This is a genomic window from Nocardia sp. NPDC050413, assembly GCF_040655475.1.
GTDB classification, from domain to species: Bacteria; Actinomycetota; Actinomycetes; order Mycobacteriales; family Mycobacteriaceae; genus Nocardia; species Nocardia coubleae.
On the sequence record NZ_JBFAJZ010000001.1, the window covers coordinates 669,675 to 694,248 of the forward strand.

Here is a 24,574-nt window from a genome sequence, read left to right on the forward strand (position 1 = left end):
GACCGGGGCACAATTGTGTCCGGACTCAGGCGATCTCGCGGTGCGCGGTGACCACCCGTCGCATGGGCGGGCGGTCGACCAGACTGACCTCCGAAGGTGTTCGGCGCCAGCCGGTTTCGCAGGGCAGGAACTGGACCAGACCGATGCCGGAGTCTCGGATGCCGAGGCGGTCGAGCAAGGTGGCGACCACCTGACGGCTCATCACCGCCAGTTCGTGGGTAGGGCGGTTGCGGTGCACACGGACACCGAGATCGACCTGGGCGATAGCGGACAGACCGTGGCGCTGCCAGCAGTCGAGCAGGATCCCGATCTCGGCGCCGTATCCGCCTGCCAGGGGGACATCACCGAGGAAGGCGCGGGTGACGGCGTATTCGCCGCCCAGGGGTTGCACGATCTCGGCCAGCGCGGGTGCCAGCGCGGTGAGCAGCGGTCGCGCGACCAGTTGGGTGACACGGCCGCCGCCGTCGGCGTCCAGCTGGGCGCCGGTCGTGATCGGCCGCCGGTAGAAGCCCTTCACCAGCGTGATGCCGGGTTCGGTGAGCAGCGGGGTCAGCAGGGCAGGCACGAACAGCGGATCGGGTGCCACGAGGTCGGCGTCGAGGTACACCAGCAGGTCGCCGGTCGCCACCGCGAGCGACCGCCACACCACCTCGCCTTTGCCGGGCCTGGGCGGCACTCCCGGCATCGCCTCTTCAAGGGTGTAGGCGGCCGCGCCCGCCGCCCGCGCCCGGGCGACGGTGCGATCGGTCGAGCCGGCGTCGAGCACGATCAGTTCGTCGATCAGACCGCCGAGCAGTGGTCGCACCGACGCCACGACCCCGGCCACGGTGTCCTCGTCGTCCAGGGCGGGGACAACCACCGAGACCCGGCGACCCGACTTGCGGTCGATGAGCTCACGGACGTCCATATCGATCAGTGAACGTCAGGGACCGCGCGCCTGCCAGCGATCCGACCACATCTTGTGACCGTAGCCAAGGGCGCGCTCGGAGTAGCTGGTGAAACGGACAGCGCGGCGCCGCGGACCGGTACGGTTGGAGTGTTCGCCGTCGACGGCGACGACCGGCGAGTGGAGGAGCGGACGTCATGAGTGCGACGGTGGTCGAAGTGGCGAAGGGATCGAAGACCGATCTCACCGACGGACGCTACACCGTTCGCCTGGATCTCGACGGTCCCGCCGGCGCGGTCGACGTGTCCGCGGTCCTGGTGACCGCCGACGGGAAGGTGCGCTCCGACGCCGATTTCGTCTTCTTCAACAACCCGTCCGCTCCCGGTGTCCAGCTCGAATCGGATGCTGTTGTCTCCGTCGACCTTTCGGCGATTCCGGCCGAGATCCACCGGGTTGTCATCGCGGGAAGTACCGAGGCACAGGGCATCCGGTTCGGTGAGGTGACGGGGCTGCGGGTGTCGGTGACCGGTAGCGGGCAGGCGCTGAGCTTCACGCCCGCCGGACTCGATTCCGAGACCGTCCTGCAGGCGGTCGCACTGTACCGCCGGGGGAGTGGGTGGCGGCTGGACGCGATCGGCCAGGGTTACAGCGCGGGTCTCGCGGCCTTCGCGACCGAGCACGGAATCACGGTCGACGAGGAGGTGGTGGAGGAGTCCGCGCCTGCGCTCGCCGCACCGCAACCTGTTGCGGCGCAGCAGAACCCGACCATCGATCTGCGCAAGGTCGATGTGGTGCTCACCAAGGATTCGCCGGACAAGCGGGCCACGATCGATCTTCGCAAGGGCGGTGCGGGCCATGTTCTCACTGTCGGTCTCGAATGGGACGGTCGCGGCGCGAAATACGACAGCAACGGCAAGCCGACCGAATTCGGCACCGGCGACCTGGACGTGTACTTCTTCTGCCGCAACGAACTCACCGGCGACTATGTCGTGGTCAGCGGTGAGAAGGGGCACCAGGGCGATCTGAACGTCTGGCCGCACATCCACCACCAGGGCGACAGCCGCGGCCCCGGGGCCGGTGGCCTGCCCGCCACCGAACAGGTGGTCGTCCGTCCAACCGAGAACGGTGACCTGCTGCTCAACGTGTACCAGTCCGTCGACAACGGTGCCGGAGCCATCGATACCTTCGGCCGCCCGCGAGTCCGGGTGCGCTACGGCCGCCCCGGGCCCGACGGACTGCCCGGTCCGGACGCGGATCAGATCACCGTAGTCATCGGCAACGGCAAGAACTCCTTCTGGGCGACCGTCGCCCACATCGACGTCCGCGACGGCATCCTCACCGTCGACGGAACCACCAGGTACAGCCGGGCTTTCAGCGAACGCATGCCCGTCCTCGACACCGAGGGGTCCTGGGTCCGCGCCGCCAAGAACGGCCCCGTCGGCCGCAGCAAATCCAGCAACGGCCTGGGCCTCAGCCGCTACGAAGGTCAGTGCCCCGCACCGCGCTGAGCTGTCCGGTGGTTCCGCCGGAGACTTCCACGCGGGCGGGCCGTCGGCGTTTTCGCTGGTGAGTCGTAGGCTTGGGCCATGGCATCCGACACCGAATCATCGTTCGATATCAAGCCCCGCTCGCGCGATGTCACCGACGGGCTCGAGAAGACCGCCGCACGCGGCATGCTCCGCGCGGTCGGCATGGGGGACGAGGACTGGGTGAAACCCCAGATCGGGGTGGCGTCGAGCTGGAACGAGATCACCCCGTGCAACCTGTCGCTCGACCGGCTGGCCGACGCCGTGAAGGAAGGTGTGCATGCGGGGGGCGGGTACCCGCTCGAGTTCGGGACCATCTCGGTGTCCGACGGTATCTCGATGGGCCACGAGGGCATGCACTTCTCGCTGGTCAGCCGCGAGATCATCGCGGATTCCGTCGAGACGGTCATGATGGCCGAACGCCTCGACGGGTCGGTGCTACTCGCCGGGTGCGACAAGAGCCTGCCCGGCATGCTGATGGCGGCCGCCCGGCTCGACCTGGCCAGTGTGTTCCTCTACGCGGGATCGACGCTGCCGGGCAATCTCGACGGTAAGGACGTCACCATCATCGACGCCTTCGAAGCCGTCGGCGCCTGCATCAAGGGCCTCATCAGCCGCGAAGAGGTCGACCGCATCGAGCGCGCGATCTGCCCGGGCGAAGGCGCGTGCGGCGGCATGTACACCGCCAACACGATGGCCTCGGCGGCCGAAGCACTCGGCATGAGCCTGCCGGGGTCGGCGGCGCCACCCGCCCCCGACCGCAGGCGCGACGTCTACGCGCACCGGTCCGGGGAGGCAGTCGTCGAGCTGCTGCGCAAGGGGATCACCGCGCGCGACATCCTGACCATGCCTGCCTTCGAGAACGCCATCACCGTGGTCATGGCACTCGGCGGGTCGACCAACGCGGTGCTGCACCTGCTGGCGATCGCGCGCGAGGCCGGGGTGGACCTCACCCTCGCCGACTTCAACCGGGTCGGTGACAAGGTGCCGCATCTGGCCGACCTGAAACCGTTCGGCCGCTACGTGATGACCGATGTGGACCGGGTCGGCGGTATCCCCGTCGTGATGAAGGCGCTGCTCGACGCGGGTCTGCTGCACGGTGATGTCATGACCGTCACCGGCAAGACCATGGCCGAGAACCTCGCCGACATCGAACTCGGTCTCGACGGCGACGTCATCCGGCCGCTCGACCGGCCCATCCACCGATCCGGCGGGCTCACCATCCTGCACGGCACGCTGGCGCCCGAAGGGGCGGTGGTGAAGAGCGCGGGCTTCGACTCCGATGTGTTCGCCGGGACGGCACGGGTGTTCGACGGGGAACGCGCCGCGATGGACGCGCTGGAGAACGGCAGCATCGTGGCCGGTGATGTGGTGGTCATCCGCAACGAAGGTCCCAAGGGTGGTCCGGGTATGCGCGAAATGCTCGCCATCACCGGGGCGATCAAGGGCGCGGGCCTCGGCAAGGATGTCCTGTTGCTCACCGACGGCCGATTCTCCGGTGGCACAACGGGTTTGTGTGTCGGCCACGTCGCACCGGAGGCGGTCGACGGCGGTCCGATCGCGTTCGTCCGCGACGGCGACCCGATCGTCCTCGATGTCGCCAACCGGCGCCTCGACGTGGAAATCGACCCGGCCGACCTCGCCGCCCGCAAGGTCGGCTGGGAACCCGCCGCACCCAAGTACACCTCCGGTGTCCTCGCCAAGTACCGCAAGCTGGTCAGCTCGGCGGCACAGGGAGCCGTCACGGGATGACGCCGGACGAGGTTCGCCTGCTGGCGCTGGGATTCGAGGGCGCGACCGAACGAGACCACCACGGTCGGCCCTCGTTTCGCAGGCGAACCATTTTCGCGACCCTGCCCGACGACGAACACCTGCGTGTGATGCTCCCCGAGGCAGGCATTCGTGAGGCGGTCGCGGAATCACCCGCCTGGTGCGCCGAGTCGTGGTGGGGCAGAAGGCTCGCCGCGGTGCAGGTGACCCTGGCGGACGCCGCCCCCGAACTCGTCGCCGAAATGTTGGGTGACGCGTGGGACGCGCACGGCTGATCTGCCCTGCGATCAGCTGATCGGGAGGTTTCAGCGCGCGCCGACGATGCGCAACGCCATGTTCGCGTAGCCCTCGGCGATGTCCTCGGGGCTCCAGTCGCCGCCGTCGCGGTACCAGCGGGCGATGTCGATGCCGAGGGAGAGCAGGGCGACCGCGGCCATGCGTGTGTCGGGCACGTCGAACGCGCCGGTGGCGACTCCGCGTTCGACGAGGTCGCGGATCTCCTGGTCGATCTGGCGGCGCAGGCCCCGGATCTCCGCGTAGTGCTCGGGGGTGAGCGCGGACAATTCGTAGTTCACGATCCGGGCCCTGGTGTGGCCGCGCACATGGTGTGCCGCGAAGTCGTGGATCACGGTGCGCAGGGCAAGCGTCGGGTCCTCGGTCGACCGGATGGCGGCGCGGACCAGCTCGAGTGACTGCTCGTGCCCCGCGCGCGAGATCACGTACAGCAGTTCCTCTTTCGACTTGTGATGCACATACACCGCCGCCGGGCTCATACCGGCGGCCGACGCGATATCGCGCGTGGTCGTACCGTTGAAGCCTTTTTCGGCGAACGCGTCGATGGCTGCCTCTAGGAGGCGTGCACGGGTGGCATCGCCTCGGGGCTCGATGGTCTCGGTCATTTCCGCGCCATTATCTCGTCTCGGAGGATCGCGGCCGGTGCCGGGCCATGTGACGTGGCCGACACCATTCGGCCCGTCGTCAGGGTCGGTGCTCGAGTCGCCGAAAGTAGCGGCCTGGGCTCCGGTGCCCGACCGTTTTCCCACTCTCGCACCGGGTAGGCGGTGTACGAGGAAAGGAGGACCCCATGCATGAGCCGAAGGAACCGTCCGGTGACCGTTACGACCCCACCCAGGACCCGGATGCCGACCCGGACATGATCCAGCCACCCGACCGCCTCACCCCGCAGCCCAGTCAGGCGGAAGGAGAGGACGACGAGTCACCGTCCGAACGCGGTGGATAAGCTGTCGCCCAAGAGTATTCGCCCTCAGGATCGCGAGCGGACAGGGGACTGTGATCGGCCGCCCCCTGCGCTACCTCGATTCGTGTGTGAATCATCGCGGCGAAAGGCGAAGAGTTGAGCGTGGATCTCGAGGGTGCGATACGGGCGCTACACGATGACCTGGCCGCCTGGCTCGGGACCGAGGCGCCGGACTCGGTTTTCGACCGTTTCGCGGCGGCGCAGGATGCCTCGTTCTCCATGGTGACCACCACCGGGCAGATCCTGCACCGCGACGAATTGCTGGCCGGGCTGCGAGCGGCGCGTAACGCCCAGCCGGGGTTGCGCATCACCATCAGCGAGATCGAAGTGCTGTCGGCGGACGATGCCATGACGGTCGTGCGTTTCCTCGAATCGCACGACCACGCCGGTGTGGTCTCCCGGCGTCGCGTGCTCGCGGTTCTACGCCCGGAGCCCGACACGGTGCGCTGGTGGACCCTTCAGGAAACCGACGTACCCGACTGACCCGCCCAGAGGCACAGCCTTCGGGCTCGCGTAAGCACACCTTCATGTAGGTTGAAGCTGTCGACTTGCTGAGCTACTCTACGCGCATGCGAAAAACTACTACAGAGCGTAGTAATTACGGTGCGACCACGGGTTTCTCGCGGCGAGCCCTGATCGGTGGGGCCGTCACGGCGGCTGGCGCGGCGACGGCGGGCGCGGTGATCGGGCGGGGTGGCACGCCGGATTCCGCCGGTGCGGCAATCGAGCCCTTCCACGGCGAACACCAGGCGGGAATCGCGACGAGTCCGCAATCGCACGCACTGTTCCTTGCCTGCGATGTGGCGCGTCCGGACCGGGGCGCGCTGCGTGAACTGCTGACCGAATGGACCGCGGTCTCGGCCGCACTCACGGCGCATCGACCGATGCCCGAACCGCCACGCGCCCAACCGGATACGACCGCCGAAACCGATTTCGCGACCGGACTCGAGCCTGCCCGCCTGACGATGACCTTCGGTCTCGGCGCCGCCGTGTTCGACGAGCGGTTCGGCCTCGCCGACCGCCGTCCTCGCCACCTCGGCGCACTGCCGACCTTCGACGGCGACGCCCTGAACCCCGCCTGGTGTGGTGGTGATCTGCTGGTGCAGATCTGCGCCGACGACTCCCAGTTGGTCAGCCACGCTTTTCGGGCCTTGCGAGCGCGCATGCCCGGCCTGGCCCGGATGCGCTGGACTCAGCACGGTTTCCTCGGACTCCCCGGCGACGGCGGTACGCCGCGCAATGCCTTCGGTTTCAAAGACGGCACCGCTAATCCCCCAACCGGCACAACCGATTTCGATACAACGGTGTGGGTCGACTCGCCCGCCGAACCCGGCTGGTTCCATGGCGGTACGTACCTGGTCTTCCGCAAGATCCGGATGAAAACCGCCGAGTGGGACCAACTTCCGATCGCCCAGCAGAACCAGATCATCGGCCGGCGGCGTGGTGACGGTGCCCCGCTCGGTGGTGGATCCGAATTCGACACCGTCGACCTGGCCGCGCGGGACGAACGCGGCGAACTCGCGATCGCGGACAACGCGCATGTGCGGTTGGTGCACGGCATCCCGATGCTGCGCCGCGGCTACAACTACGACTACGGATTGCTGGTCGCCAACGCCGGCGGGTCGCCCGATCCGACACCCGCGCAACCACATTCGCACACACCGGGTACGCCGGAACACAGTCACGGCGGCCACGGCCAACTCGATGTCGGACTACTTTTCGCCGCCTATCAGAACAACCCGTCCGAGCAATTCGTGAAGGCACAGCGGGCCATGGCGACCGACCGGCTCAACCCGCTCGTCCAGCACACCGGCAGTGGATTCTTCGCCATGCCGCCGGGTGCGGCGCCGGGGGAGCCCGTCGCCGCGACCCTGCTCGCTCGAGCGCTCGGTCAGTCCTGCCAACTACTCGAGTTCATGAGGTCGTCCCAGTTCGGCAACGGAACCTGCGGATGATGCAGGCGCACGAGCTCGGCCCCCAGGCTGGCCGGAAAAGCCTTCCTGGGGTCCGCGAGAATTTGCTCCTCCATGATGGTGGTGATCGCGGGGGTTCCGCCGAGCCGTGGGTAGGCGGCATGGACGACGTCGGCGTAGCCGGGTGGCAGATCAGCCGGTCCGCCACCGATATCGATGCCGATGCCCGTTACCGCGATCCAGATCTCGGCCGGCCTGCGCCTGCGGAAGACCGGTGAGTCGCTGAAGCCGGAGGTGTGCGCGGCGATCGCGTCCCACACTGTCTCGACCCGGCCGTCGGTGACGCCGTGGCGCTCGAGGAACTCGGCCGCGAAATCCGCGCCGTCGACCTCGAATCGTTGGTTTCCGTTGGCGATCTCGCCCAGCCCGATGTCGTGTAGTGCGCAGATCAGGTACATGGTCTCGTCGTCGTAGTCGACATCGGCCCGCAGGCCGTTCGTCGCGGCGACGGCACGGGCGAACAGATATCCACGCAGGCTGTGATTGCGCACCGGCGTCGCCACGGCGGTGTCGATCAGCTCACGCGCTGCCTGGGCGACGGGTGTGGTCGGGAAGACCAGCGCGTCGGGCCGGGCCGACGCGATCGCGTGCGACGCGGCGAGGGCTGCCCCGGTCGACGCGGCGGCGCCGAGGGCGCTACGACCAGTGATGTCCATGAGTACTCCGATCCGAATAACCTTCAATGCATTTGAAGGTTATCAGGATTCCTTCAATTAGGTTGAAGGAGTGGCTGTCTGGTTCCGCCATGACGAGCGTGGAGGAGATGGTGCGCCGCCGGACCGGCCTGCGCGCTGATCCGGCGATAGGGTGCACACAGCGTTCGTTCTTGTCGGAGTCCGGTAGGACCGTTGTGAGGAGTGATGCGCGTGCGGATCGATCTGACCGGGAAGACGGCGTTGGTCACCGGCTCCACCCAGGGCATCGGGGCGGCCATCGCGCAGGGGCTCGCCGACGCGGGCGCGCGGGTGGTGGTGAACGGACGCTCGGCCGATCGGGTGGACGCGGCGGTCGACGCCATTCGCGGCACCGGTGGGGACGCGGTCGGTGTGGCGGCCGATGTGACCACCGACGAGGGCGTCGCCCGATTGCTGCGCGAATTGCCCGGCGTGGACGTTCTCGTGAACAATCTCGGCATCTTCGAGGCGGTGCCCGCGCGGGAGATCACCGACGCGCAATGGCGGTCGTTTTTCGAGGTGAACGTGCTGTCGGCCGTGCGGCTCATCCGGGCCTATCTGCCCGGCATGATCGAGCGCGGGTGGGGTCGTGCCCTGCAGATCGCCAGCGATTCCGCCGTGGTCACTCCCGCCGAGATGATCCACTACGGTGTGTCCAAGACGGCGCTGCTCGCTGTGACCCGTGGCTTCGCCAAAGATGCCGCGGGGACCGGGGTCACGGTGAATTCGGTGATCGCCGGACCCACGCACACCGGTGGCGTGGAGGATTTCGTGTACCAGTTGGTCGACCGGTCGTTGCCGTGGGAGCAGGCGCAGCGGGAGTTCATGCGCGTGCATCGCCCGCAGTCGCTGATCCAGCGGCTGATCGAACCGTCGGAAATCGCGAACATGGTCGTCTATCTGAGTTCGCCGCTGGCGTCGGCGACCACCGGCGGAGCCCTGCGCGTCGACGGTGGTTACGTCGATTCGATCCTGCCGTAGCGCCCCTGCCAGGCGGCGAGCCAGCCGATCTCCATGGCCGCGTCGAGGAGGTAGGTCTTGCGGATCGTGCCCTTCGGAACGTAGATCAGGTCGATCGCCAGCAACCAGCCCGCGGTGGTGAGACCGAGCCTGCGTGCGCTCGCCAGGCCCGCGGGTGTGCGCGCTGACGTCAGCTGCACGAGGCCGTTGCCCGCGAGCAGTCCGGCGACGGTGAACTGCAACCAGCGGTCGTACTTCGAGCCGAAGATCGCCTCGAAGCTGCGCCTGCTGACGAGCGGCCATACGCCGCCCACGACATTGAAAGCGCCGTGCGCGCGGGCCAAGGCCGCGGCCCGATTCGGCCCGGTCGGACGGTCGTCGGTGGACACCGCACTCCTCACTGAGAAGGGCTTGACGTGAGTCGCTTACCCCGGCCGAGCGCACGAAAACACCTGGTGAAGACACAAAACAGGCGGGCCGGCGCCAGGGAGTGGGTGGTGCGGGTAGTGCGGTGCCGGCCCGCCTGCACACTATTCGTGCGTGGGGGAGTCGTGGATGGGTGCAGCCTCCCGCACCACCCGGCGCGGCGACGCGTACGGGCATCTCATCGCAGGGTGAGTGGGGTCGCCGCGTCGATGTGCGTCAGCTTCTGCGGGTTGCGGACGTAGTAGATGCCGGTGATCCGGTCGTCCTCGACGCGGACGGCGAGCACACCGTCGCGCTCGCCGTCGATGGACACCGCCAGCGCGGGCCCACCGTTGACCAGCGTCGGCTCGACGACGAGGTCGACAGCGTGTTTGGTGAGGCCGCCGACGATGAAACGCGACACCTTGTCGGCGCCGACGACCGGGCGCGGGTTCGCCTGCTTGATCCCGCCCCCGTCGCTGACGGCAACCACGTCCGGTGCGAGCACATCGAGCAATCCCTGCAGGTCACGGGTCTCCAGCGCCCGCTGGAACGCTTCGATCGTGGCCTCGGCCTGCTGTGCGCTCACCGTGCGCCGCGGCCTGCGTTCCTCCACGTGCCGGCGGGCGCGACTGGCGATCTGGTGCACGGCGGCGGGCGACTTGTCGACCGCCGCCGCGATCTCGGCGTAGCTGATGCCGAACGCCTCGTGCAGCACGAACACCGCGCGTTCGGTCGGGGTCAGCGTCTCGAGCACCAGCATCAATCCCATCGACACGCTGTCGGCGAGTTCGACATCGGCGGCGACGTCCGGTGCGGTGAGCAGCGGTTCCGGCAGCCACGAACCGACATAGGACTCCCGTCGCCGCTTGAGCGAGCGCAACCGGTTCAGCGCCTGGCGGGTGGTGATGCGCACCAGATACGCGCGCCGGTCCGCCACCTCGTCCAGGTCGGCCTTCACCCACCGCAGCCAGGTCTCCTGCAGCACGTCCTCGGCGTCGGCCGCCGAGCCGAGCATCTCGTAGGCCACCGTGAACAGCAGATTGCGATGCTGCACAAAGGTTTCCGTCGCGTCGACGGGCGTGGTCATCGTCGGTTCTCCTGTCCGTGGCTCAGGCTGTGGTGATCGCGGCGCGGCGGTCGCGCAACACCTGCGGACGGTGTTTGCCGTCCTTCGGCCAGGAGTGCGAACCGGGCTTGTTCGCCTCGGTCACCAGATGCTTCACGCTGGCCGCGCACGAGAACTCCTTGAGCGCGCGACCGGCCGGGCCGGTGAAGTAGAGGCCCATCGCGGTGTCGTCCTTGTGGCCGAGCTGGAAGATGCCCGCTCGGCGGCCGAAGCTGATGCACATAGCCTGGAAAGCCAGGTCGATCGAGGTGGGTTCGGTCCCGTCGATGCGGTGCGCGATGGTGTCGGCCGCGTGTGCGCCGAGGCAACCGGCCACATAGGCGCTCATCCGGAACGGCAGGTCCGAGGGTGCCGACGAGTCACCGGCCGCGACGATCCGGTCGTCGTCGACGCTGGTCAGGGTCTCGTCGGTGAGTAGCCGCCCGGCGGCATCGGTACGCAGTCCACTGTGCGCCGCCAGTTGCGGTATCCCGAAACCCGCTGCCCAGATGGTGATTTCGCTGGGCAGGGCGGTTCCGGTCGCCAAGCGCACCGACGTCTTCGTCACCTCGGTGACGACCGATTCGGGGCCTTCGAGCAGCCCGACACCCAGTTTCGTCAGGTACTTGCGGGCGGTCCGCCGGGCTCGGGGGTGCAGGTACGGGCCGAGCGTGCCGCCGCAGACCAGGGTGACCGAACGTCCCTGTTCGGCGAGTTCGGTCGCGGTCTCGATCCCGGTGGGGCCGCCGCCGACCACGGTCACCGGCGCCGACATCGCCCGGTCGAACAGGATCGACCGCAATCGCTGCGCCGCCTCCAAAGTGGCGACCGGACAGGCGAATTCGGCGGCACCGGGCACCTGTGGTTCCGGGGTGCCGCTACCGACGGCGTAGATCAGGTAGTCGAAGTCGAGGTCCGCGCCGTCGGCGAGGGCGACGCGGCGGGCACCCGCGTCGATCCCGGTGACGCTGTCGACGACCAGCGAGACACCCTCGGCCAGTACCTCGCGGTAGTCCACGATCGCGTCGTGGGTTCCGCCGACCAGCTGATGCAGGCGCAGCCGGGGCACGAAGACGGGGCGCGGGTTGATCACGGTGATCCGCACGTCCTGGCGCGCGCTGAGCCGATTAGCCGCCATCACCCCGGCGTATCCGCCGCCGATCACGACCACGTGGTTGGTGTTCATGGTGTCTCCTTCGCTCCGAGGGGTTCGAGCACAAGACACCGCGCGGGCGAGAATCCTGACACGATGTGACTCAGATCACCAGCAGATCTACCAGGCCTCGATGAGCGGGCTGTCGTGGTCGGTGCGCTGCCACCGCTGGGCGAAACGGGCCAACCGGGCCGGGTTGGCGATGGCGCGCAGGCCCGCGATCCGGTCGTCGCGTACCTCCATGATCGCCACGCTGAGGACCCGGTCGTCGAGCGTGAACACGAGGGCCGGACAACCGTTGACCAGGGCGGCGTGGAAATCGGGTAGGCGACCGTCGAGGTGCTGTCTGATCGTGTCGGGCCGGAAGCCCGCCCGCATGGCGATCGCCAGCCGGGACGGGCCGGTGAAACGAACGAGCTTGCGGGCGGTGCCGCCCAGGCCGTCGGAAGTGCCGGTGGCGTCGGCGGTGAGCAGGGCGACGAGCTGTTCGGTCCGCCCCGACGACGCGGCGGCGACGAACGCCTCCACGATGCGCCGCGCCGCCGCGTGATCGGTGCCGGTTCCGTTGCGGGCGGCGGTGATCCGGCGCTTGGCGCGATGCGCGTGCTGCTGACTGGCCGACTCGCTGATGCCGAGAATGTCGGCGATCTCGGCATGGCTGTAGGAGAACGCTTCGCGCAGAACATAAACCGCGCGTTCTGCCGGGGTGAGCTGTTCGAGCAGCATGAGCACCGCCAGCGTCACCGACTCCCGTTGTTCGGCGGTGTCGGCGGGCCCGAGCATCGGGTCGCCGTCGAGCAGCGGCTCCGGCATCCACGCACCGACCGCCCGTTCTCGACGCACCTTCGCCGAGCGCAGCCGGTCGAGAGCCAGATTGGTGACGATCTTGGTGAGCCAGGCCTCGGGCACCTCGACGTGGTCGCGATCCGCGGCCTGCCACCGCAGAAAGGCGTCCTGCACCGTGTCCTCGGCATCGGCGGCCGACCCGAGCAGGCGGTACGCGAGCGAGGCCAACCGGTTGCGGTTGGCCTCGAAACGCGCGACGGTCGCGGTGTCCATGAGCACGACTCTAGGCGGCGAGAACCCCGCGCGACGGTGCGCCCGCGGCCGCACGGTAGTGGTGGTCGAGCTTGCCGAACGTCGGGTGGCTGATCGCCCAGCCGCTGGTCCCCACGATGGCCGACTTCACCCAGGCGGCAGGCCTGCCACACAGCGCGCCCGGCTTGGCACGGGCATCGCCGTCGACGAACTGGAAGATCGCGTCCTTACGTCCGAGGCTCACATGGTTGCCGACGTAACTCAGCGAGGTGCGCTTGATCGCGCGTCCGGTGAGTTCGCCGATGATCGTCGCCGTGGCCTGCTGTCCGGTGAACCCGGCCGACGCGCACGACATCGGCAGCGGACGACCGTTCCCGCCGATGACGAACCCACTGTCGCCCGCGACGAACACATCCGGATGCGATACCGACCGCAGTTCGCGATCCGCGGTGATCTGCCCGTTGGGCTCCACCGCGAGACCACTGGCGGCCGCGATCGGGTGGACCGCGAATCCGGCCGCCCACACCGTCGCGTCGGAGACGAAGGCGGTGCCGTCCGCCGCGAACACCGCGCTCTGTTCGACTCGCTCGACCGTGGTGTGTTCGTGCACGGCGATGCCGAGCCGGTCGAAGGCTCGCAGCAGATGCCCGCGCGCTTTCGGTCCGAGCCAACCGCCCACCTCGCCGCTGGTGGCGAGAGTGACCCGCAGGCCGGGACGGGCCTCGGCGATCTCCGTCGCGGCCTCGATGGCGGTGAGGTTTCCGCCGACGACCAGTACGTCGCCGTGCCGGTCCAAGTCGTCGAGGCGGGCGCGTAGCCGCAGCGCCGAAGGTCGTCCGGCCACGTTGTAGGCGTGTTCGGCGACGCCTGGGACACCGTGGTCGGCGATGGTGCTGCCGAGCGTGTAGAGCAGGGTGTCGTAGCCCAGGTGGTCGCCTTCGTCGAGGGTGACCCGACGCCGGCCGACGTCGAGGGCGGTTACCCTGGCCACCCGCAACCGGATGCCGGTGCCCGCGAAGACCTCGGCCAGCGGGCGATGCGGCAGATCGTGCCCGGCGGCGAGCTGATGCAGCCGCAACCGCTCCACGAAGTCCGGTTCGGCATTGACGACGGTGATCTCGACGTCGTCGCCGTGCAACCGGCGGGCGAGGAAACCGGCGCAGAAGGCCCCGGCGTATCCGGCCCCGAGAACAACGATGCGGTGCTTCATGATTCGCTCCTGTCTGGTTCGCGTACACCCTGAACGAGACAGCTCCCGAATTCCTGACAGCGCGATCGAGTGAACTGGACCACACGCTGATCGAGCGCTTAGTGTTCCCCTATGTCACACCTGGACGGCGAGCCGACTGTGCTCATCTACGGCGCCTACGGATACACCGGTGAACTCGTTGTCGCCGAAGCACTCTCGCGCGGATTGCGGCCGGTGATCTCGGGTCGCTCGGCCGAGCGGGTCGGTGAAGTCGCCGCCCGGCACGGCCTGACGGCGCGCCCCTTCGACCTCGCCGACACCGGCAATGCCGCCGCGCAACTCGCCGACGTCGACACCGTGCTGCACTGCGCCGGACCGTTCGTCCACACCTACGAACCGATGCTCGCGGCCTGCCTGGCCAGTGGAACCAACTACCTCGACGTGACCGGCGAGACGCAGGTGTTCGCCGCGATCTATGCCCGCCACGACGACGCGGTGCGTGCCGGGATCACCGTGATCCCCGGCGTCGGGTTCGACATCGTCCCGACCGATCATCTCGTCGCCCGCCTGGTCGGTGCGGTACCCGACGCGGTCGGCGCCGACGTGGCGATGATCAGCCGTGGCGGATTCAGCCGGGGCACATTGCGCACGGCGGTCGACGGCATCGCCCGCGGCAACCTCGTGCGTTCCGGCGGTGAACTGGTCGCGGTGCCGCACGCGCACCGCGCCCTGACGATCGATGTGGGCCGAGGTCGCCCCGTCGGTGTCGCCAGTACGCCCCTGGGCGATGTGTGCAGTGCGGGCCACGGCTACGGGCTCACCGAGGTGGCCACGTTCACCGCCGTGCCGTTGTCGCCGGTGGTGCGGGCATTGAGCACGCCGCTGCGGTTCGTCACCGCAAGCGGGGCCGGTCGTGCCCTCACCGACCTGGTGATCGACCGGATTCCGGTTCCCGATCAGGCGACCCGCGACGCCACCCGCAGCACCGGTTGGGCCCGCGTCTACCGCGCCGACGGCAGCGGACTTTCGCTCGCCGTCGACGTATCCAACACCTACGCCTTCACCGCGCGTTCGATGGTGCATGCGGCGATCACCCTGCACGCCCGGCCCGCCCCACCCGGCGCGCACACCCCCGCGAACGCGCTCGGCGCCGACTTCCTGCTGTCGATCCCCGGTGGGGACATCAGCTGGCCCTTCCCGGAGCCACGGCCCGCCTGAGCGGCGATTGAGGACGCCGACCCAGGGTAAGCGCGCCGTGTCAGGAAGGCAGGTGACCCCATGACCTCGATGGATCCCGACCCGCGCAATACCCCCGACCTCGAGCCGGGTGGGGGCGTACCGCCCGGCTCCACCCCGCCGGAATCGCCGCAGACCTCCGGTTTGTCGGCGCCGGAACCGAGCACCCGCCACCACTTCCCGCTCACCGGGATCGCTGCCGTGGTCGTCACGCTGGTGCTCGTCGCCGTGTTCGCTGCCGTGATCGTCGGGGTGATCGCCGCGATGTAGACACCGCGACGCGCGGAAATCCCGCAGGTCGCGGGATTTGTGCGCCAGACTGTGCGCATGCCGACATTTGCCAGGGTGTTGCACACAGTTGTGGCCGGGGCGCTGGTCGTCGCGGCTGGTCACGGCGTTGCGGGCGCCGCACCGTCCGGGAGCGCCGAGGCGCCGTGGGCGGGCGGACCCGAGGGCGTGCAGGCCGCGGGAGCGGCGCTCGCCGACGGATTCACCGGCACGGTGCTGTGGGGGCGTGAGGCGAACACACCGGTCCCGATCGCCAGTATCGCGAAGGTGATGACCGCCGTGGTCGCGATCAGCACCGGTGACCTCGAACGACCGGTCACCGTGCCGGCCGAGGCGGGCGCCTACTGCGCCCAGCACAACGGCAGCACTGCCGGACTCACCGCGGGTGAGGTGCTCACCGCCCGCCAACTCCTCTACGCGCTGCTGCTGCCCTCGGGTTGCGACGCCGCCTACGCCATCGCCGAGTCCTTCGGCCCCGGCCAGGCCGGTTTCATCGGCCGCATGAACGACGCCGCCCGTCTGATGGGCTTGGGCGCCACTCAGTTCACCGATCCCAGCGGCTTGCCCAACCCGACGGACGATTCCACGCACTCCACCCCGGCCGCGCTCGTCGCGCTCGGCGTGCGCGCGATGGCACTGCCCGCGTTCCGTGAGATCGTCGCCGCACGTGACCACCACGTCCCCGCCGACCACGACAATCGTGAACACCATTGGGAGACAACGAACAAACTGCTGCACGAATACCCCGGCGCCATCGGCCTGAAGACCGGCAACACCAATGCGGCCGGGCACTGCCTGCTGTTCGAGACAGTGCGCGCGGGCATCCCGCTGATCGGGGTCGTGCTGCACAGTTCCGACACCAGCAGCGCGGTGGCGCGCGAAGACGCCACCCGAATCCTGAACTGGGCCTACGACCCCGTGCTGAGCGTGTTGGAGCCCATCGGCGTGCGCTGAGAGCCCAGCGAGGGTCGGCGCGGTCGCGCGATCGCCAGTAACCTTTGCCCGTGATCACGTTGGGCAAAGGCGCCGCTCGGCCGAAGACGGCATTGGCCGCGGTCGTCGCGGTGGTGTTCGTAACCTTCCTCGATACGACGGTGGTGAGTGTCGCGCTCGGCGCGATCCGAACCGAACTCGGCACCGATGTGACACTGCTGCAGTGGGTGGTCAACTCCTACACGGTGGTCTTCGCCGGGCTGATGCTCGCCGGCGGATCGCTCGGTGACCGGTTCGGGCGCAAGAAGGTGATGATCGCCGGTTTGGTGATCTTCTGTGCTGGATCGGTGGTTTCGGCGATGGCGAGCACCGTCGGGATGCTCATCGCCGGGCGGGCGATCATGGGGCTCGGTGCGGCGGCCTCGGAGCCCGGCACCCTGTCGGTGCTGCGCCACGTCTTCCCCGACGACCGGGCCCGCGCGAAGGCGATCGGCGTGTGGGCCGCGGTATCGGGTCTTGCCTTGGCGGCCGGACCGGTGCTCGGCGGTGTGCTCGTGCACGCGTACGGGTGGCGGTCGATCTTCTGGTTCAACCTGGTGATCGGCGCGGTGGCGCTCGTCGCGGCGCTGTGGTCGGTGCCCGAGAGCTCCGATCCGAGTCCCGAACCCATCGACTGGGCGGGTGCCGTGCTCGGTGCCACCGCCTTCGGTGCGGTGATCTACGCCGCGACCGTCGGTCAGGACCGTGGGTACACATCACCTTCGGTGCTGGGCTTCTTCGCGCTCGGTGCCGTGGCGCTGGTGGCGTTCGTCTTCGTCGAAACGCGGGCTCGCGCACCGATGCTCGACCTGAAGTACCTGCGGATGCCCGTGGTGCGCAGTGCGCTCGTCGTCGCGTTCGCCGTGTACTTCGGGATCTTCTCGATCTTCTTCTTCACCGCGATGTATCTGCAGGTGACGCAGTCGTATTCGGCCGCGCGCACGGCCGCGATCTTCGCGCCGATGGCCGGGACCATCGTGATCGGGTCGCTGGCCGCCGGGTACTGGGTGTCGCGCCGGGGTGCCCGCGTGCCGATGATCCTCGGCTGCGTGGTCGGTGCCGGTGGCATCCTGCTCACCCGTCAGGCGATGAGCGGAACACTGCACGATCCGACGATCGCGGCGGCAATGGCGGTGGCGGGCATCGGGTTCGGGATCGCCGTCGTGCCGTTGACGTCGGCGGTGATGACGGGCGTGCCACCGCAACACTCGGGAATGGCCGCGGCCGTGACGAATACGATGCGCCAGGTCGGGTCCGCGTTCGGGGTGGCGATCCTCGGTGCGGTCGTGAGCTCGTTCCTGTCCGCGGACCTCAAGGCCAAGATGACCGAGCTGGGCGTGCCGACCACCCTGCAGCCCGATGCCGTGCAGGCCGTGGAACGCGGTCGCCTGCCCGAGGGTGCCAACCCGTTCAAGTACCTGCCCTACATCAGGGATGTCATGGACGCGGGCAAGGTGGCCTTCCACCAAGGCCTCGACGCGGCCCTGCTCGCGTCGGCGATCCTCATCCTCGCCGCCGCGGCCTTCACCGCCGTCGACGAACGACCCCGCAAACGACAGCCCGCCGAGGTCGGCTGAGGCACACCGTGGCGGCAGTTCCGGTTCGTTTCGTCGTGCCGCGCGGTCAGCGGGCCGCCGCCACCGGATCTCTACGTTCTCCCCACGAATTCCGCCGCTCGCCCGGATAGGTTTCCGGTGTGAGCGAGTCGAAACGAATGTGGGTGTGGCCAGGGGTGGGTGTCGGGGTCATGGTCGCGGCGGTGGTGGTGAGCCTGCATTCGGGATGGGTTGTGACGGCGCTGTGGATTCTGGCGTTGCCGTTGCTCGCCGCGTTCTGGTTGGCGGTGGTGGTCGTCGCGGTGACCGCTGTGTGGCGCACGGCGAGGGGTGGACGGCGATGGCCGCAGGTCGTCACCGGTCTCACGGCCGTCGTCAGTATCGGTGTGCCGGTGATGTTCTACCTCTGGCCGCAAGCGCGGGTGTGGACGCGGTTCCAGCTCGAGCGTCCCGCATTCGACGCGGCGGTGGCCAGGGATCTGAGTGTGCGTGACTACTACGGGACCGACCTGCCTGCGCATCTGTGCTGGGTGTCGGCCAATTGCAAGGTGGCCGTGGTGCGAACCGTCGACAACCACACGGCGCGCTTCGTGCCCGACTATGTCGGGATTCCCGACGGCGCGATCGGTTACGCGCACCTGGACGGTGAATCACCCGCCGAGCCGTTCGAGGTGTTCGGGGATCAGCTGTGTCCGATCATCGAATTGGGCGGCGGGTGGTGGTGGCTGGACCGCTGCGGGTAATGGCTCAACCGAAGTAGGAGCTGCGGACGGGGCCGGGGGAGCGGACGGGCGTGCGGGGGCCGAGGAGCCAGGCGTCGGCCGTGGTGGTGACGAAAGCAGTGAAGGTGGGGTCGAGGTCGGGTGGGGTTTCGCCGTCTCCGGAGTCGGGGGTGGGGTCGGCGGCGGCGATCTCGGCGGCGATCTCGGATTCGGGTCGGGCGTCCGCGGCGACCGGTTCCAGACCGTTCTCGCCGACACGCTGCGTGGGTGCCCAGGGCGCGACGACGGTCTGGTGCAGCAGGCCGCTGATGTCGGCTGTGACCGGGGGAGGCTGGGTCCAGCAGGTGGCGTGTTCGAACAGGATCTGACCAGGGATGCGCTCGTGCAGGGTGACGACGAGGTCGGGGTCCACGGTGCGCAGGTCGTAGGCGACGACGAGGGTGTCGGGAGTGCCGGGCTCGTACTCCTGGGTGGGGAGTTCGAGGACGCGGGCCGTGGCGAGACCGATAATGCGGTCCGCCCGATCGGGGAGCAACGAAACGGTCCGTGGCGCACGGCCGGCCGCCGACAGTGCGAGACCCACGCGGTGGATGCTGTATCGGCACAGGGCGGCGTTGTCGCCCAGATACGCCCAGCGCCCGGTCATTCCGGCGTCGAATCCGTACGGCGACATCGTCGCGAGGTAGCCACCGGTGAGGGTGAACTGCCAGCCGCGCAGATCCCGATGGTCCAGGGTGCTCACGCCGGCCGCACGATCGGCCCGAATAAGCATGCGGCCCACTCGATCACGGGCGAACACCCAGTCGTCGTCGGGTTCGGGCAGGTCGGCGAACTCGGCGCGGGCAGTCGCCGGATCACCCGCCAGGATCGAGTTGTACACCAGCAGATAGTGTTCCGCCCACTCACGCGGGTTCGAGGCATACCGCCCCAACACTTCGACGGCTTCGGCATGACGGTGTTCGTCTTCGAGCGCGGCGACCAGCTCCGCGAGCGCCTGGCGCACAGTGGAATCCACCCGCAACGCTTCGTGCAGAACCGGAACCGCGGCGAACGACAGGCCGTACTCCACGCAGTCGTAGCCGAGCATCGTGAGCGCGCGTGCATCGGTAGCGTCGGGGAGTGCCTCCCGCGCGCTGGTCGCCAGTGGTTCCAGCTCGGCGGCGTCGGCCAGCTCGATCAGGAAGGTCACGAGTTCGGGGAGCGGAAGCTGCTCGGCAACCGGCCGCAGCGAACGCACGGACCCACCGAGATCCCCCTGGGCGAGCAACTCGCGAGCTTCGTTCAATTCGATTGTCATCGCCACCATCCTGGGTGAGAAGCGGGTCGGCGGCAACTGAGGAATTGTCAGAACCCGGCAGCTGTCAACCGGCAATCGGCTTCCAGCAGCATCCATGCACTCAATTGAATGGAGAGGTCCTGGGGCGGTTCGGCCGCCGAGTCGCCGAGCCGGCTCAGCCCGGCAGGCAGCGCGACCGGCCGAGACCAGTCCGCTCCGAACAGCGGCAGCCCGTCGACCTCGCCGCGATGCGCCCACGCCGCCCGTGCGGACGCATGCACGATCCCCGCCGCGGTCGTATCACCGAGCGCCAGTGCGGTTTCGGTGAGATAGCGCGCGAGGATACCCATGAACAACCCGGAGTCGTCATCGTTGGCACCGCTGATCACCCCGTTGTCGGTGAGGAGTTCGGCGACGGCACGCACCAGCTCCCGCGCTCGCTCGCGATACACGGGTTCGCCTGTCCGCAAGAACAATTCGGTATCGAGGCCGATCGTGACACCCTGGCAGTAGGTGTGCACTGTGCGGTCCATCGCGCCGCCCGGCTCGTGCACACCGTCGAGAATCAGCCCGCTGGCGGCATCACGCAGCCAGGTGTGCAGGAACTCCGCGAGCCGCACGGATCGGGGAAGATCCCCGAGCCGGGCCAGGGCGATCCCCGTCGGCCCGATGGCAGGTGTGTTGTAGAAGTCGTCGCCGGAGCGCCACGGCACCGCGCCGAGCACCGGATTCCAGCCGTCGACCACCGCGGTGCGCAGGTCGCCGAGCGCGTCGTCGAACCGCACGTCGAGCAACCGTTGCGCACGTTCGAGCGCGATCAGCAACCACGCCATGTCGTCGTAGTACCGGTTCGTCCACCCGGTGACATTGCGGGTCCGGATGCCGCGTGCCAGCGCGACCACCCGATCGACCCGCTCGGGTGTGCGGGCGCGATGGGCGGCATCGATCGCACAATCGACCAGGTGGGCCTGCCACCAATAGCACCAGCGGCCGAACGACTGATCGGTGAGCGACGCGGGCCAGACCAGCGTGCCGAGCCGGCGCTGCGGCAGTCCCCACAGTGATCGCACATGCCGCGTGACGATCGCGCGCTCGGCCAGATCCGCCCGCCGCCCACACTCCCCGGGTACCGCCGCGACGCCGCGCGTGATCGCCGCGGTCCTGGTCGGCGGGGCCAGGGCGGTGAGCGCCACCGCCGCGCCCGCACCCCACAGCACCCGGCGTCGGCTGATCCCGTCGCCACGCCGTTCCACTCGACTCCCTTGCTGGACACCATCTCCGGGTCCGGCACCGTATCGCCGCTGTCCGGCGTCGGCATGGCGAGCGGCTGAACCGCGCGGGTAGCGGACGAATCGATCGGCTGAACACCGCCGCCACGACATCGTGGGAACTCCGCGACGCGCGACACGAGACACGTTCAGCCACAAGATGTCTCACCATTCGCGCGCTGGGGACGCTACGGTGGTGCCGTGGCAGGGACGAGATGTCCCACCGGCCCGCTGATCGTGCGGGTGCTCGAAGGCCACGGCGTCGAAGAAGCATCGCAGCGGTACCGAGCTCGACAGTGCGGATACACCGGCGTATTCGTCCTGCTCGGCAGCGGTAGCGTGCTGATGTCGTTGGGGTAGCCAGGATGTGACGAGCATGATGCTGACAAGTAGCCGAAGGCAGCACTTTTCGTGTCGAAGTCGTGTCTTCGCACGAGTCTTCCCCAAAAACGTCCGGGATGCGGTAACTTAGCGGCTGCTTTGCCAATGATTGTCTGTGTGAAAGGAATTGGATTCATGGGATTCGAGGCCACGGGAGCGATCGGCGACCACTACAACGAGGCCGGTGGCGCGTCGAGCCCCCTCGGTGAGCCGATCTCGGCCGAACTGGACGCCCCGGGCGGCGGCAAGTACCAGGAGTTCACCGGCGGCGTCATCTACTTCAAGCTCCCCACCGGAGCCAAGACCGTCTACGGCGCGATCCGTCAGGCGTGGGAGGCCGAGGGCGGCGCGGGCGGCCGTCTCGGCTACCCGACCTCCGACGAGCAGGACATCGAGGGTGGCAAGATCAGCCACTTCGAGAACGGTTCGATCAGCTACTCGATCGCCGACGACGCGGTGACGATCAACGCCTAGCGTGATCTTCACAGGTGGGCACCGATCCGACGGGTCGGTGCCCATCGTCGTATCCGGGCAGTGATTGCCCGATGCGTGCGTATTCGGTCCGGCTCGGGGTACACGCCACCCACCTCTGTTGTCGATGATGGGAGGCGTCATGGTGAATGTCGACGAGAAAGGCGCGGCCGGGCGCGGTGGAAAGCTGCACATCCCGCGCAGCCGCGGCGCGCTGGGCGGTCTGGCGGTGCTGCTGCTCGGTATCTGGGGCGCGCTCATACCGTTCATCGGTCCGTACTTCGATTTCGCCTACACCCCGGACGAACCGTGGGTCTGGACGACGGCGCGCGGCTGGCTGCAGGTGCTGCCCGGCGTGGTCGCCATCGTGGGCGGCCTGCTCATGCTGATGAGCCGCAATCGGGTGGTCGCGAGCTTCGGCGCCTGGCTCGGTGTCGCGGCGGGTGCGTGGTTCGTGATCGGACCGTTCCTTGCCGCCTGGTTCCGGCTCGGGGACATGGGTGAACCCGTGGCCGGTTCGGACGTCAAACGCGCACTGCTGCAGCTGACGTTCTTCTACGGCCTCGGCGCGCTGATCCTGTTCTTCGCCGCGAGCTCGCTGGGCAGGCTGTCGGTCCGCAGCACCCGCGACATCGCCTTCGCCGAACGCACCCGCGTCGTCGGTGACGATCGGGCTCGCGTCGTGGACGAAGAAGTCGTACCCACCGAGGGAGCGCACACCCGAGGGTTCGGAACGCGCGGTATCCGGCACCGCCCGGTGTGAGCGGTCAGGCGGTCTTGACCGTGACCACCGTGTCGGCGCTGGGGTAGTCGAGGACGCGCAGCCGCCCGGTGACCAGGTCGACGGTGTCGGCGACCACGCGACCGGCCCGGCGCGCGTCGTCGGCGAAGCTGGTGCTCACCACCCGGTAGCTGCGCTTGGCGGTGAGCACGATGTCACCCGCGCGCAGGTGACCGGCGGACCTGGGTGCTCCCTCGCCGTCCTCGTCCGCGCCGGTTCCCCTGATGAGCTCGATCAACTTCAGCACTGTGTTCTCCCAGTATGTGAAAACGCCGTCTGACGTCCCGCGCGCCGGGTCGGCGAGCGGTATCCAGCTCTCTGTACCCCGAATCGTGATGGTTGAACCCTCCGATTCCGGGCACTCCTCGCCATTCGCCGGGCCCACGCGCGAGGCGTCCAGGAAGTTCCCAGGTCAGACGCAGGTCTGCGCCAGTTTCGCCGGTCACTGTCGGTGTCATGACCGACACAGAGACCGCCACTCGGGCGGCAACCGTGGCCGAGGTGATCACCGCCCCCGGGGTGGACGTGGTCGTCCCGGTCTACAACGAGGAAAACAACCTGGCCGACTGCGTGCGCAGGCTGCACGCCTTCCTGCGTGACGGGTTCCCGTTCAGCGCACGCATCACCATCGCCGACAACGCTTCCACCGACAACACGCTGTTGATCGCCGAACACCTTGCCGCCGAACTCGAAGGCGTCCGGGTGGTGCACCTGGACCGCAAGGGTCGAGGGCGGGCGCTGCACTCGGTGTGGAGCAGCTCCGATGCCCAGGTGGTCGCCTATATGGACGTCGATCTGTCGACCGATCTCAATGCTTTGCTGCCGCTCGTCGCGCCGCTGATGTCGGGGCATTCCGATATCGCGATCGGTTCCCGGCTCGCCACGTCGGCCCGGGTGGTGCGCGGGCCCAAACGGGAGCTGATCTCGCGCAGCTACAACCTGCTGCTGCGCACCTGCCTGCGGGTGCGGTTCTCCGACGCTCAATGCGGCTTCAAGGCGATGCGTGCCGAGGTGGCCCGCGAGCTGCTGCCGCTGGTGCGCGATCGTGAATGGTTCTTCGACACCGAGGTGCTCGTGCTCGCCGAGCGGGCGGGACTGCGCATCCACGAGGTGCCCGTCGACTGGATCGACGACCCCGACAGCCGCGTCGACATCCTCGACACCGCGCGCAAAGATCTGCTGGGGATGTGGCGGGTCGGCCGGGAGATGGCGAGTGGGCGCCTGCCGGTCGCGGAGCTGCGGGCCGCCATCGGGCGAGAACCACTGGTCCCCGGTGTGCCGGTGGGCATGGTCGGGCAGCTGGTGCGTTTCGCCCTCGTCGGAGTGCTGTCCACGCTGGCCTATGTGGCGCTGTATCTGCTGATGCAACCGGCCGTCGGTGCGCAGGCGGCGAATCTGGGCGCCCTGCTGGTGACGGCGGTGGCGAACACCGCGACCAACCGCGCCTTCACCTTCGGCATCCGTGGCCCGGAAAGACGTGCGGCGCACCATGTTCAGGGGCTGCTGATCTTCCTGTTCGGTCTCCTGATCACCAGTGGGTCGTTGTTCGCGCTGCATCGGTGGGCGGCGGGCGCGTCGGTGCAGGTCGAGCTGGCCGTGCTGGTCGTCGCCAATTGCGTTGCCACGCTCGCTCGTTTCGTCGGGCTCCGCTGGGTGTTCCGTGGTGCGGGTGATCGCCGATGA

At 68.5% G+C, this 24,574-nt stretch carries 27 protein-coding genes; 16 read left to right on the plus strand and 11 right to left on the minus strand.

The annotated features are described in order from the left end of the window. Positions 1 to 25: 25 nt before the first annotated feature. On the minus strand, positions 26 to 907 hold the full coding sequence (locus AB0I19_RS03215; RefSeq protein WP_067489523.1) for a glucosyl-3-phosphoglycerate synthase: 882 nt from the start codon (positions 905 to 907) through the stop codon (positions 26 to 28). A gap of 176 nt (positions 908 to 1,083) precedes the next feature. Between AB0I19_RS03215 and AB0I19_RS03220 the strand changes: the two genes are divergently transcribed. The 3 genes from AB0I19_RS03220 (at position 1,084) to AB0I19_RS03230 (ending at position 4,457) form a co-directional block, all read left to right on the plus strand. After that, on the plus strand, positions 1,084 to 2,394 hold the full coding sequence (locus tag AB0I19_RS03220) for a TerD family protein (protein WP_357143809.1): 1,311 nt from the start codon (positions 1,084 to 1,086) through the stop codon (positions 2,392 to 2,394). Positions 2,395 to 2,472: 78 nt separating this feature from the next. Further along, complete coding sequence (gene ilvD, locus AB0I19_RS03225; RefSeq protein WP_357143811.1) at positions 2,473 to 4,164, plus strand: dihydroxy-acid dehydratase; 1,692 nt, start codon at positions 2,473 to 2,475, stop codon at positions 4,162 to 4,164. Continuing rightward, positions 4,161 to 4,457 carry an MmcQ/YjbR family DNA-binding protein gene (locus AB0I19_RS03230; protein WP_357143813.1) on the plus strand — a complete coding sequence of 99 codons (297 nt, stop codon included), beginning with the start codon at positions 4,161 to 4,163 and terminating at the stop codon, positions 4,455 to 4,457. The genes ilvD and AB0I19_RS03230 overlap by 4 nt, the downstream gene beginning before the upstream one ends. A gap of 30 nt (positions 4,458 to 4,487) precedes the next feature. Here AB0I19_RS03230 and AB0I19_RS03235 read toward each other — a convergent pair whose 3' ends face one another. Continuing rightward, a complete protein-coding gene (locus tag AB0I19_RS03235; protein WP_357143815.1) occupies positions 4,488 to 5,081 on the minus strand; it encodes a TetR/AcrR family transcriptional regulator in 594 nt (197 codons plus the stop codon). Positions 5,082 to 5,266: 185 nt separating this feature from the next. On the opposite strand from AB0I19_RS03235, the gene AB0I19_RS03240 reads away from it, so the two are divergent. The 3 genes from AB0I19_RS03240 to AB0I19_RS03250 all read left to right on the plus strand — a co-directional run bounded on the left by AB0I19_RS03240 (position 5,267) and on the right by AB0I19_RS03250 (position 7,395). Continuing rightward, positions 5,267 to 5,422 (plus strand): hypothetical protein, encoded by a 156-nt coding sequence (locus tag AB0I19_RS03240; protein ID WP_166655796.1) that lies wholly within the window; start codon positions 5,267 to 5,269, stop codon positions 5,420 to 5,422. A 120-nt stretch (positions 5,423 to 5,542) separates the two neighbouring features. Next, positions 5,543 to 5,923 (plus strand): DUF4440 domain-containing protein, encoded by a 381-nt coding sequence (locus AB0I19_RS03245; protein WP_357143817.1) that lies wholly within the window; start codon positions 5,543 to 5,545, stop codon positions 5,921 to 5,923. An 86-nt stretch (positions 5,924 to 6,009) separates the two neighbouring features. Beyond that, positions 6,010 to 7,395, plus strand: coding sequence for a Dyp-type peroxidase (locus AB0I19_RS03250; RefSeq protein WP_357143818.1), 1,386 nt, complete (start codon positions 6,010 to 6,012; stop codon positions 7,393 to 7,395). On the opposite strand, the gene AB0I19_RS03255 is transcribed toward AB0I19_RS03250, so the two are convergent. Next, positions 7,332 to 8,069, minus strand: a complete 738-nt coding sequence (locus tag AB0I19_RS03255) for an HD domain-containing protein (RefSeq protein ID WP_357143819.1) — start codon at positions 8,067 to 8,069, stop codon at positions 7,332 to 7,334. The two genes, AB0I19_RS03250 and AB0I19_RS03255, sit on opposite strands and share 64 nt — an antisense overlap. A gap of 210 nt (positions 8,070 to 8,279) precedes the next feature. On the opposite strand from AB0I19_RS03255, the gene AB0I19_RS03260 reads away from it, so the two are divergent. Further along, a complete protein-coding gene (locus AB0I19_RS03260) occupies positions 8,280 to 9,068 on the plus strand; it encodes an SDR family oxidoreductase (protein ID WP_357143820.1) in 789 nt (262 codons plus the stop codon). On the opposite strand, the gene AB0I19_RS03265 is transcribed toward AB0I19_RS03260, so the two are convergent. The 5 genes from AB0I19_RS03265 to AB0I19_RS03285 all read right to left on the minus strand — a co-directional run bounded on the left by AB0I19_RS03265 (position 9,044) and on the right by AB0I19_RS03285 (position 13,961). Beyond that, on the minus strand, positions 9,044 to 9,436 hold the full coding sequence (locus AB0I19_RS03265; RefSeq protein ID WP_357143822.1) for a hypothetical protein: 393 nt from the start codon (positions 9,434 to 9,436) through the stop codon (positions 9,044 to 9,046). The two genes, AB0I19_RS03260 and AB0I19_RS03265, sit on opposite strands and share 25 nt — an antisense overlap. A gap of 215 nt (positions 9,437 to 9,651) precedes the next feature. Then, the gene (locus tag AB0I19_RS03270; RefSeq protein WP_357143823.1) at positions 9,652 to 10,542 is read right to left on the minus strand and encodes an RNA polymerase sigma-70 factor; all 891 of its coding nucleotides are present in this window, start codon (positions 10,540 to 10,542) and stop codon (positions 9,652 to 9,654) included. A gap of 22 nt (positions 10,543 to 10,564) precedes the next feature. After that, on the minus strand, positions 10,565 to 11,746 hold the full coding sequence (locus AB0I19_RS03275; protein ID WP_357143825.1) for an FAD-dependent oxidoreductase: 1,182 nt from the start codon (positions 11,744 to 11,746) through the stop codon (positions 10,565 to 10,567). Positions 11,747 to 11,833: 87 nt separating this feature from the next. Further along, complete coding sequence (locus AB0I19_RS03280; protein ID WP_357143827.1) at positions 11,834 to 12,772, minus strand: sigma-70 family RNA polymerase sigma factor; 939 nt, start codon at positions 12,770 to 12,772, stop codon at positions 11,834 to 11,836. Positions 12,773 to 12,782: 10 nt separating this feature from the next. After that, the gene (locus AB0I19_RS03285) at positions 12,783 to 13,961 is read right to left on the minus strand and encodes an FAD-dependent oxidoreductase (RefSeq protein WP_357143829.1); all 1,179 of its coding nucleotides are present in this window, start codon (positions 13,959 to 13,961) and stop codon (positions 12,783 to 12,785) included. A gap of 111 nt (positions 13,962 to 14,072) precedes the next feature. Here AB0I19_RS03285 and AB0I19_RS03290 point away from each other — a divergent pair, with 111 nt between their 5' ends. The 5 genes from AB0I19_RS03290 (at position 14,073) to AB0I19_RS03310 (ending at position 18,735) form a co-directional block, all read left to right on the plus strand. Beyond that, positions 14,073 to 15,158 carry a saccharopine dehydrogenase NADP-binding domain-containing protein gene (locus tag AB0I19_RS03290; protein WP_357143830.1) on the plus strand — a complete coding sequence of 362 codons (1,086 nt, stop codon included), beginning with the start codon at positions 14,073 to 14,075 and terminating at the stop codon, positions 15,156 to 15,158. A gap of 60 nt (positions 15,159 to 15,218) precedes the next feature. Continuing rightward, a complete protein-coding gene (locus tag AB0I19_RS03295; protein WP_067638667.1) occupies positions 15,219 to 15,446 on the plus strand; it encodes a DUF6480 family protein in 228 nt (75 codons plus the stop codon). 75 nt (positions 15,447 to 15,521) lie between these two features. Further along, a complete protein-coding gene (locus AB0I19_RS03300) occupies positions 15,522 to 16,418 on the plus strand; it encodes a D-alanyl-D-alanine carboxypeptidase (protein ID WP_357143832.1) in 897 nt (298 codons plus the stop codon). Positions 16,419 to 16,468: 50 nt separating this feature from the next. After that, on the plus strand, positions 16,469 to 18,013 hold the full coding sequence (locus AB0I19_RS03305) for an MFS transporter (RefSeq protein WP_357143834.1): 1,545 nt from the start codon (positions 16,469 to 16,471) through the stop codon (positions 18,011 to 18,013). A 119-nt stretch (positions 18,014 to 18,132) separates the two neighbouring features. Continuing rightward, positions 18,133 to 18,735, plus strand: coding sequence for a hypothetical protein (locus AB0I19_RS03310; protein WP_357143836.1), 603 nt, complete (start codon positions 18,133 to 18,135; stop codon positions 18,733 to 18,735). Positions 18,736 to 18,739: 4 nt separating this feature from the next. On the opposite strand, the gene AB0I19_RS03315 is transcribed toward AB0I19_RS03310, so the two are convergent. Both AB0I19_RS03315 and AB0I19_RS03320 read right to left on the minus strand, forming a co-directional pair. Then, positions 18,740 to 20,011 carry a hypothetical protein gene (locus AB0I19_RS03315; protein WP_357143838.1) on the minus strand — a complete coding sequence of 424 codons (1,272 nt, stop codon included), beginning with the start codon at positions 20,009 to 20,011 and terminating at the stop codon, positions 18,740 to 18,742. A gap of 47 nt (positions 20,012 to 20,058) precedes the next feature. Next, the gene (locus AB0I19_RS03320; protein WP_357143840.1) at positions 20,059 to 21,243 is read right to left on the minus strand and encodes a glycoside hydrolase family 76 protein; all 1,185 of its coding nucleotides are present in this window, start codon (positions 21,241 to 21,243) and stop codon (positions 20,059 to 20,061) included. Positions 21,244 to 21,459: 216 nt separating this feature from the next. Between AB0I19_RS03320 and AB0I19_RS03325 the strand changes: the two genes are divergently transcribed. From AB0I19_RS03325 to AB0I19_RS03335, 3 genes are all read left to right on the plus strand, one after another. Next, a complete protein-coding gene (locus AB0I19_RS03325) occupies positions 21,460 to 21,618 on the plus strand; it encodes a hypothetical protein (protein ID WP_357143842.1) in 159 nt (52 codons plus the stop codon). 156 nt (positions 21,619 to 21,774) lie between these two features. Then, a complete protein-coding gene (locus AB0I19_RS03330) occupies positions 21,775 to 22,113 on the plus strand; it encodes a hypothetical protein (protein ID WP_067489573.1) in 339 nt (112 codons plus the stop codon). A 139-nt stretch (positions 22,114 to 22,252) separates the two neighbouring features. Further along, a complete protein-coding gene (locus AB0I19_RS03335; protein WP_357143844.1) occupies positions 22,253 to 22,873 on the plus strand; it encodes a hypothetical protein in 621 nt (206 codons plus the stop codon). 4 nt (positions 22,874 to 22,877) lie between these two features. Here AB0I19_RS03335 and AB0I19_RS03340 read toward each other — a convergent pair whose 3' ends face one another. Next, complete coding sequence (locus tag AB0I19_RS03340) at positions 22,878 to 23,138, minus strand: hypothetical protein (RefSeq protein WP_357143846.1); 261 nt, start codon at positions 23,136 to 23,138, stop codon at positions 22,878 to 22,880. A gap of 209 nt (positions 23,139 to 23,347) precedes the next feature. On the opposite strand from AB0I19_RS03340, the gene AB0I19_RS03345 reads away from it, so the two are divergent. Further along, complete coding sequence (locus AB0I19_RS03345) at positions 23,348 to 24,574, plus strand: bifunctional glycosyltransferase family 2/GtrA family protein (RefSeq protein ID WP_357143848.1); 1,227 nt, start codon at positions 23,348 to 23,350, stop codon at positions 24,572 to 24,574.